This is a genomic window from Blastococcus sp. SYSU DS1021 (assembly GCF_054050995.1).
In genome coordinates this window covers 50,514-57,577 of the sequence record NZ_JBJHAL010000028.1, presented here as the reverse complement: position 1 = coordinate 57,577, position 7,064 = coordinate 50,514, and the positions used below count along the sequence as shown (strand labels likewise).

The following is a 7,064-nucleotide window of genomic DNA, read 5'->3' as shown; positions in this document are numbered from 1 at the left end:
CGCGCGGGCCCCCCCCCCCCCCCCCCCCCCCCCCCCCCCCCCCCCCCCCCCCCCCCCCCCCCCCCCCCCCCCCCCCCCCCCCCCCCCCCCCCCCCCCCCCCCCCCCCCCCCCCCCCCCCCCCCCCCCCGGCCGGTGGTCCTGCGGAGGGGTCAGGACGTCGGCGGCTCGTCCTCGCCCGACTCCTCGGCGGCGTCGGCCTCCTCCTTGGTCTTGTGCACCGCGCCGTCGGCATGCTCGGGCGGGCCGTAGACCGTGTAGAGCACCAGCGGGTTCTCGCCGGTGTTCAGGAAGTTGTGCTTCGTGCCGGCGGGGACGACGACCAGGTCGCCCTGCGCGACGTTCTTCTCGTTGCCCGAGATGACGGCCTTACCGATGCCGCTGACGAAGGTGAGGATCTGGTCGATGTCCTCGTGCGTCTCCTCGCCGATCTCCCCACCCGGCGGGATGGTCATGATGACCAGCTGGGTGTTCTTGCCGGTCCACAGGACCCGGCGGAAGTCGGGGCTCTTCTCGGCCTCGGTCGCGATCGTGTAATGGATGACGGACGCCACGGGCGGCGCTCCTCTCGTCTCGGGGACGGACGGCTGCGGTCGGCCGCCCGCGGAGGCCGCCGACCGACGACGTGGTCCTCCTGCCCTGTCCGGCCCGCGAGTAGTCGTCCCGTCCCGGCGGTGTGGATCACGCCCGCGGGGCCGGCACCACGCCGTCGGCGGTCATCGCGGGGACCGCGCGGGCGCGGTGCAGCCGGGTCAGCCCCACCCCCACGAGCAGCAGGGCGGTCAGCAGGGCCGTGGAGACCAGGGAGAGCAGCGTCAACCGGCCGGCGGCGGCGAGGGCCGAGACCACGACCGTCTCGAGGACGGCGGCCGACCACACCGCGACGCCGGCGAGCCGGTCGGCCGCGGCGATCCCGGAGAACAGCAGCAGCTGGGCGAGCGCCAGCAGCGTGCCCAGCGCCGCGAAGAGCCATGTGGCGCTCCCGAGCTCGTCGCCGTACGCCGCACCCCCGATCAGCGGGAGGGCAGCTCCGCCCAGGGCGGCGGTGCCGGCCGTCAGCAGCGCGCCGACGGCCGCTACGGCGGCCAGCGCCGAAGGCAGCACCGCGTGCCGGCCGGCGGCGTCGCCCAGCCGGGGGAGCAGGACCACGCCGACGCCCTGCGGCAGCCAGAACGCGACCTTGGCGATGATCGAGGCGACGGCGTACTCACCCGTCGTCGCGCCGGGCAGGTGGTGGCGGGCCAGCAGCACGTCGAGGTTGAGCAGCACCACCAGGCCGAGCAACGCGCCGGCCGCCCGCAGCGACGCGGCGAGGGGCCGGCCCAGGCCGCGCACCAGCCCCGGTCGGCCCGCGGCCACCCAGCCGCCGAGCGCGGCGAGGGCCGCCCCGGCGGTCATGCCGGCGAGCGCGCCCGACGAGCTGCCGCCGATGAGCAACCCGGCGAGCCCACCGCTCAGCTTGCCCGCGCCGAAGGCCACCGTCAGGACGGCCAGCCGGCGGAACCGCCCCGCGCCCTGCAGCAGCCCCTGGTACCCCACGACCATGGTCTGCGGGAGGAGCAGCAGCGCCAGCCACACCGCGGCGCCGGCGGTGGGGAGGTGCAGGAGGGCCACCAGCAGGGGTGCGAGCGCCAGCGCTCCGGCGCTGACGCCCAGGCCCACGGCCAGGGCGGTGCTGTGCAACCGGCCGGTCGTCCGCGGGTCGCCCGCGCGTCCGCCGAGGACCAGCGCGGCGGTGGTCTGGACCCCGGTGCCCGGCACCGCGCCGACGAGCACGACGCCCAGCAGCGCGGCGAGCTCCCCGTAGGCGGCGGGGGCGAGCAGCCGGGCGGCGAGCACGGTGAACACGTAGGCGAGCGCGTTGGCGCCCAGGAATGCCACGGTCACCAGGGCCGCCGAGCCGAGCGCACGGGGTGACCGCGCCGCCGGGCCGACGTCCCGCCGGCGATTGCTCGATCCCAGTGCGCTCACCCCCATACTCTGCGCTCGTCCGCCGGGAGCCCGGCGTGCCGGCTGTCGGGACGGAGGTGCGAGCGCACGTGGACCAGCGATGGGCCCGGCCCGACGCATCGCCGTGGCCCGCGCGGGTGCTCGCGCTGGCCGTGGCCCTGCTCGTGACCGGTCCGGCGCTCGCCCCCGGCTTCGTCCTCCTCCGTGACATGGTGTTCGTACCGAGGCAGGATCTCGACCTGGACGCCCTGGGCCTCGGTGGTTCCCTGCCGCGCGCCGTGCCGGTGGACGCCGTCATGGGTCTGCTGACGGCCGTCGTGCCCGGGGACGTGGTGCAGAAGGCGGTCCTCCTGGGCACGGTCTTCGCCGCCGTCCTCGGCGCCGCGCGGCTGGTTCCGCCGGGTGCCGACGGCCGGCGCGGAGTCGCGGCCGCCGTCGCGGGGCTGGTGTACGGGTGGAGCCCCTACCTCGCCGAGCGGCTGCTCATGGGGCACTGGGCGCTGCTGCTCGCCTACGCCGCGCTGCCCTGGATCGCCCGGGCGTCGCTGCGGGTGCGCGAGCGCCTGCCGGGCGCCCTGCCCCGGCTGCTGCTGGTCTGCGCGCCGGCGGCGCTCACCCCGACGGGCGCCCTGCTGGCCGCCGGCCTCGTGCTCGTGCTGGTCGGTCGCGAGCGGCTGCTCGTGGCCGGGAGCGGGGTCCTGGTGCTCTCCCTGCCGTGGATCGTGGCCGGCGCGCTGCACCCCGCGGGCGGCGCCTCCGATCCCGCGGGCGTGGGCGCCTTCGCCGCGCGCCCGGAGGGCTGGGGCGGAACGCTGCTGTCGGTGCTCGGGACCGGCGGCATCTGGAACGCCGGCGCGGTCCCCGGCAGCCGCACCTCGGTGCTCGTCCCGCTGCTCACCCTGGTGCTGCTGGCCGTGGCCGCGGTCGGCTGGACCACCCGGGAGGCGCTGACCGGGCCCGCGCGCCGGCTGCTGCTGCTCGCCGCAGCCGGCGTGGTGCTGGCCTGTGCCGGCGCCGTCCCCGGCCTCGCCGACCTGTTCGAGTGGGTGGTGCGGACGGTGCCGGGCGCCGGGTTGCTGCGGGACGGGCAGAAGTGGGCGGCGTGGTGGGCGCTGGCCCTGGCCGTCGGTACCGGGCTCGGCGCCCGCCGCCTCGCCGCGGCGGTCACGGCGCGGAGCGGTTCGCCGGGCCTGGGCGGGGTCGCCGTCGCGGCCGTGCTGGCGCTCCCGCTGGTCGCCCTGCCGGACCTGGCCTGGGGCGCCGGGGGCCGGCTGCAGCCGGTCAGCTACCCGGCCGACTGGGAACGGGTCCGCGAGCGGTTGTCGGCCGAGGACGCCACCGGCGACGTCCTCGTGCTGCCCTTCGGCAGCTACCGGGCGTTCGAGTGGAACGCGGGCCGGCCGCTGCTGGATCCGGCGCCTCGCTGGCTGCCTCGCCCGACCGTCACCGACGACGAGCTCGTGGTCGGTGGCCGGGCGGTGGCGGGGGAGGACCAGCGGGCGCGCGCGGTGGCCGCGGCCGTCGACGACCCGCGGGCGCTCGCCGACCTCGGCATCGGTTGGGTGCTCGTCGAACGGGGCACCCCCGGCCGCCCCGTGCCCGCCGCCGTGATCGGGTTGCCGCTGGTGGTGGACGGTCCCGATCTCCGGCTGCACCGGGTGCCCGGCGCCCGGCCGGCGCCCGAGCCGTCCTCCGTCCGGGTGACGGCGGTGGTGGCCGCTCACGCGGTGGCGCTCGGGGTCTGCGTGGGCTCGCTGTTGTGGATCTTCGCCGGGACATCTAGCGTGACGGGCCGTCGTCGACTCCTGCGGAAGCGAGCCCCCCGATGAAGACCCTCATCGCCGTCGTGATCGCCCTCGGTGGCGGGGCCGGTCTCGCCGTCGCCGCCGTTGCCGGTGTCTCCGCCGCGGTCGACCCCGACAACTCCCTCGAGCAGGCCGGCCAGCAGGTCGACGTCCTCGACTACGGCGCGCGCTGACCGCCTGACAGCGACAGCTGCCGACAGCACGTCGGCGAAGCCCTTCACGCTCGCGTCCCAGCTGTACCCCGCTGCGTGTCGGGCGGCGGCCTCGCCCATCCGGCGGCGGGTCGCCTCGCCCGCGAGCAGTCGCTCCACGGCCTCGACCATCTCGTCGAGGTCGTCGACGAGCACCCCCGTCCGACCGTCGACCACCGACTCCCGCAGGCCACCGGCCGACCGGTACCCCACCGTCGGCACCCGGTGCGCCCCGGCCTCGGTCACCACCAGGCCCCAGCCCTCCTTGACCGACGGGCACAGGTGCACCCAGGCCCGGGCCAGCTCCTCGTGCTTGACCTGCTCGTCGAGGTAGCCGTGGAAGTCCACGAGCTCGCGGACACCGAGCCGCTCCGCCGCGGCCCGCAGCTCGTCGCCCCACCATCCCTCACCGATGACGGACAGCCGCAGGTCCGGCCACCGCGGACGCAGCCTGGCCACCACCTCGAGGGCGTGCTCCACCCGCTTGTGCGGGACGAGGCGGCACAGCACCACCAGCCTGGGCGTGGGGGAGGGCCGGGACGTCACCGGCGGCGGCTCCTCGACACCGTTGGGCACGACGGCGATCCGGTCGGCCGCCACGCCCAGCCCGACGAGCTCGGCGGCCGTGGCCCGGGAGACGGCGATGTACGGGGACCGGCGGTACACCGCCGGGGCCACCCGGGACTCCAGCCACCAGCCGAGCGCACCGCCGAACCGCCCGAACACGATGGGCCACTGCTCGCGGTGCACGTGGTGCACGAGGTTGAGCACCGGGGCCCGGGTCACCAGCGTGCTGGCGAACGGCAGGCCGTTCTGCACGTCGACCACCAGTCGGGGCCGGTGCCGCCGGACGAACGCGAGGGCGTGGGGGTACACCGAGAACCGTCCGCCGCGGCGCACCACCCGGACGCCGTTGAGCGTCTCCTCGGCCGGGGCCCGCTCGTGGGCCGCGCAGAACAGCGTGACGCGCAGGCCCGTGGCCGCGAGCCCCTCCGCCATGCGGTGGACGTACCGTTCGGAGCCCCCGCCCTCGGGGTGGCTCAGGTCCCGCCAGTTGACGAAGAGGACGTCGATCGCCGTTGATCGCATGGGCACCGCGGGAGAGTACCCGCCGGTACCAGGCTTTCGGCCAGTCCCTTCACCGAGAGGATGGGGTGCTACAGGAATGGCGCGCACCGCCACGTTCGCCCGGTCGATCACACTTTTCCGGGCATTTCTCCGGGAGCAGTCCGACCCGGACCTGTTCTACGGAACGCTGGCCCGGGACTCCGTGCGGCAGCTCGCGGAGCACGTCGACCTGCGGGGGAGGGCCGTGCTCGACGTCGGCGGCGGCCCGGGGTACTTCGCCCGGGAGTTCCGGGCGGCCGGGGCCCGTTACACGGGGCTGGAGCCCGACGCCGGCGAGCTCGTCGCCCGGGGGGAGCCGGAGCCCGGCACGGTCCGCGGGAGCGGCGAGGCGCTGCCGATCCGCACCGGCAGCGTGGACGTCTGCTACTCGTCGAACGTGCTGGAGCACGTCGCGCACCCCTGGACCATGACGGCCGAGATGGTCCGCGTGACGAGGCCCGGGGGAACGATCTTCCTCTCCTTCACCCCCTGGTGGTCCCCGCACGGCGGCCACGAGACCGGGCCCTGGCACTACCTGGGCGGGCACCGGGCGCGACGCCGGTACCGGCGCCGCGAGGGCCGGGAGCCGAAGAACCGGTTCGGCGAGTCGCTGTTCCCGGTGTCCGTGGGGGCCGCACTGCGGTGGGCGCGGCGCTGCCCGGACGTCGACGTCGTCACGACCTACCCGCGGTACCACCCGTGGTGGGCGCGCTGGGTCGTGGCGGTGCCACTGCTGCGGGAGGTCGTCTGCTGGAACCTCGTCGTGGTGATGCGCCGCCGGTGAGCCACGCCGCCGCGGAGCGGTTCCCCGAACCGCACCAGTGCGATCCGCCGCCCCGGTACCCGGGGTTACCTGCGTCCGAGTCGCCCGACCGGGTGAGGAGGGGGTGGGCCTGGTACGGCGCGGTATCCGCCAGCCGGTTGGGCGTGGTACTGCCTCGTATCGGCTGGTCTTTGCCTTTTGGCTACCCGCCAGTAGTGTTGCCGCGCCGCGATGCCAGTGGAGCTGTCGCGCCGATGCAGAGGAGCCAACCGCATGCGAGGACGCGTCATCGGGCTGATCTTGCTGGGTGCGGGGGCGTTCCTGATCGCCGCGGCGCTCTCCGTGCGGCTGATCCTGGCGCCCACCATGGTGAAGCTGCCGCTGGACCAGACGGCGGAGCCCACCGCCTCCGGTAGCGGCGTGAGCTTCTTCGACCTGGGCGAGATGCGGCAGCTGCGGGGTCTGGAGGCGGAGGTCCAGCAGCGCGTGCAGGGCGAACCGGACTCCGCGGATGCCGGCGACGGCGTCGCCGTCTGGAGCTTCGGGTCGACGGTGAACGGTACCGACGGGACGCTGCTCAACGCCTCCACCTACCGGGTCTGCCTGGACCGCACCGAGGCCGTGGCCGTCGACTGCGACTCCGACCACGTCGACGACGACCGCAGCAAGGACGTCGAAGGGCTCACCCTCACGTTCCCCTTCGGCACCGAGCAGCGCGACTACGAGTTGTTCAACCCCACCACGGGCAAGGCGTTCCCCGCCCGCTTCGAGGGCGTCGAGGAGCTGGAGGGGCTCGACGTCTACAAGTTCGTCACGACGGTGCCCGAGACCGTGATCCGGGAGACCGAGGTCCCCGGCACGCTCGTGGGTGACCCCGACGCGGGCACCGTCGAGGCCCAGGTGGTCTACAGCAACGAGCGGACCGTCTGGGTCGAGCCGACCAGCGGCGTCGTCGTGACGGCGTCCGAGTCGCCGAACACGGTGCTGCGCGGGCCCGACGGCACCACCGGCGTGACGATGCTGGCCGGCACCTTCAGCGGCACGGAGGAGACCATCGCCGACGGGGTGCAGCGCGCCGAGGACAACCGCAGCCAGATCACCCTCATCCAGCAGACCGTTCCCCTGGTGCTCGGAGGGGTGGGTCTCGTCCTGCTCGTGGGCGGGGCCGTCCTCGTGGCCCGGGACCGGCGCACCGGCCGGCCGGCGTACGTCGACGGCGGTTCGCGGGCGGCCACCGGCCACTGACCGGC

General features: G+C 75.7%; 6 protein-coding genes. 3 read left to right on the top strand and 3 right to left on the bottom strand.

Going from position 1 to position 7,064, the window contains the following annotated elements; genetic code table 11:
- Nucleotides 1–150 precede the first annotated feature (150 nt).
- On the bottom strand, nucleotides 151–552 hold the full coding sequence (locus tag ACI8AP_RS18010; RefSeq protein ID WP_456590736.1) for a cupin domain-containing protein: 402 nt from the start codon (nucleotides 550–552) through the stop codon (nucleotides 151–153).
- Nucleotides 553–679: 127 nt separating this feature from the next.
- Nucleotides 680–1,969, bottom strand: coding sequence for a hypothetical protein (locus ACI8AP_RS18005; RefSeq protein ID WP_456590735.1), 1,290 nt, complete (start codon nucleotides 1,967–1,969; stop codon nucleotides 680–682).
- Nucleotides 1,970–2,037: 68 nt separating this feature from the next.
- On the opposite strand from ACI8AP_RS18005, the gene ACI8AP_RS18000 reads away from it, so the two are divergent.
- Nucleotides 2,038–3,777, top strand: a complete 1,740-nt coding sequence (locus ACI8AP_RS18000; RefSeq protein ID WP_456590734.1) for a hypothetical protein — start codon at nucleotides 2,038–2,040, stop codon at nucleotides 3,775–3,777.
- Here ACI8AP_RS18000 and ACI8AP_RS17995 read toward each other — a convergent pair.
- Nucleotides 3,669–5,033: a glycosyltransferase family 4 protein gene (locus tag ACI8AP_RS17995; RefSeq protein ID WP_456590737.1), complete on the bottom strand. Its 1,365-nt coding sequence runs from the start codon at nucleotides 5,031–5,033 to the stop codon at nucleotides 3,669–3,671. The genes ACI8AP_RS18000 and ACI8AP_RS17995 overlap by 109 nt on opposite strands.
- Before the next feature lie 76 nt (nucleotides 5,034–5,109).
- On the opposite strand from ACI8AP_RS17995, the gene ACI8AP_RS17990 reads away from it, so the two are divergent.
- Nucleotides 5,110–5,835 (top strand): class I SAM-dependent methyltransferase, encoded by a 726-nt coding sequence (locus ACI8AP_RS17990; protein ID WP_456590733.1) that lies wholly within the window; start codon nucleotides 5,110–5,112, stop codon nucleotides 5,833–5,835.
- A 252-nt stretch (nucleotides 5,836–6,087) separates the two neighbouring features.
- The gene (locus ACI8AP_RS17985; RefSeq protein WP_456590732.1) at nucleotides 6,088–7,059 is read left to right on the top strand and encodes a DUF3068 domain-containing protein; all 972 of its coding nucleotides are present in this window, start codon (nucleotides 6,088–6,090) and stop codon (nucleotides 7,057–7,059) included.
- The last annotated feature ends 5 nt before the right edge of the window (nucleotides 7,060–7,064 follow it).

Excerpts from the sequence above, each read along its gene's own strand:
- ACI8AP_RS17995 (WP_456590737.1), bottom strand. The coding sequence starts at position 5,033 with ATGCGATCAACGGCGATCGACGTCCTCTTCGTCAACTGGCGGGACCTG.
- ACI8AP_RS17985 (WP_456590732.1), top strand. The coding sequence starts at position 6,088 with ATGCGAGGACGCGTCATCGGGCTGATCTTGCTGGGTGCGGGGGCGTTC.
- ACI8AP_RS17990 (WP_456590733.1), top strand. The coding sequence starts at position 5,110 with ATGGCGCGCACCGCCACGTTCGCCCGGTCGATCACACTTTTCCGGGCA.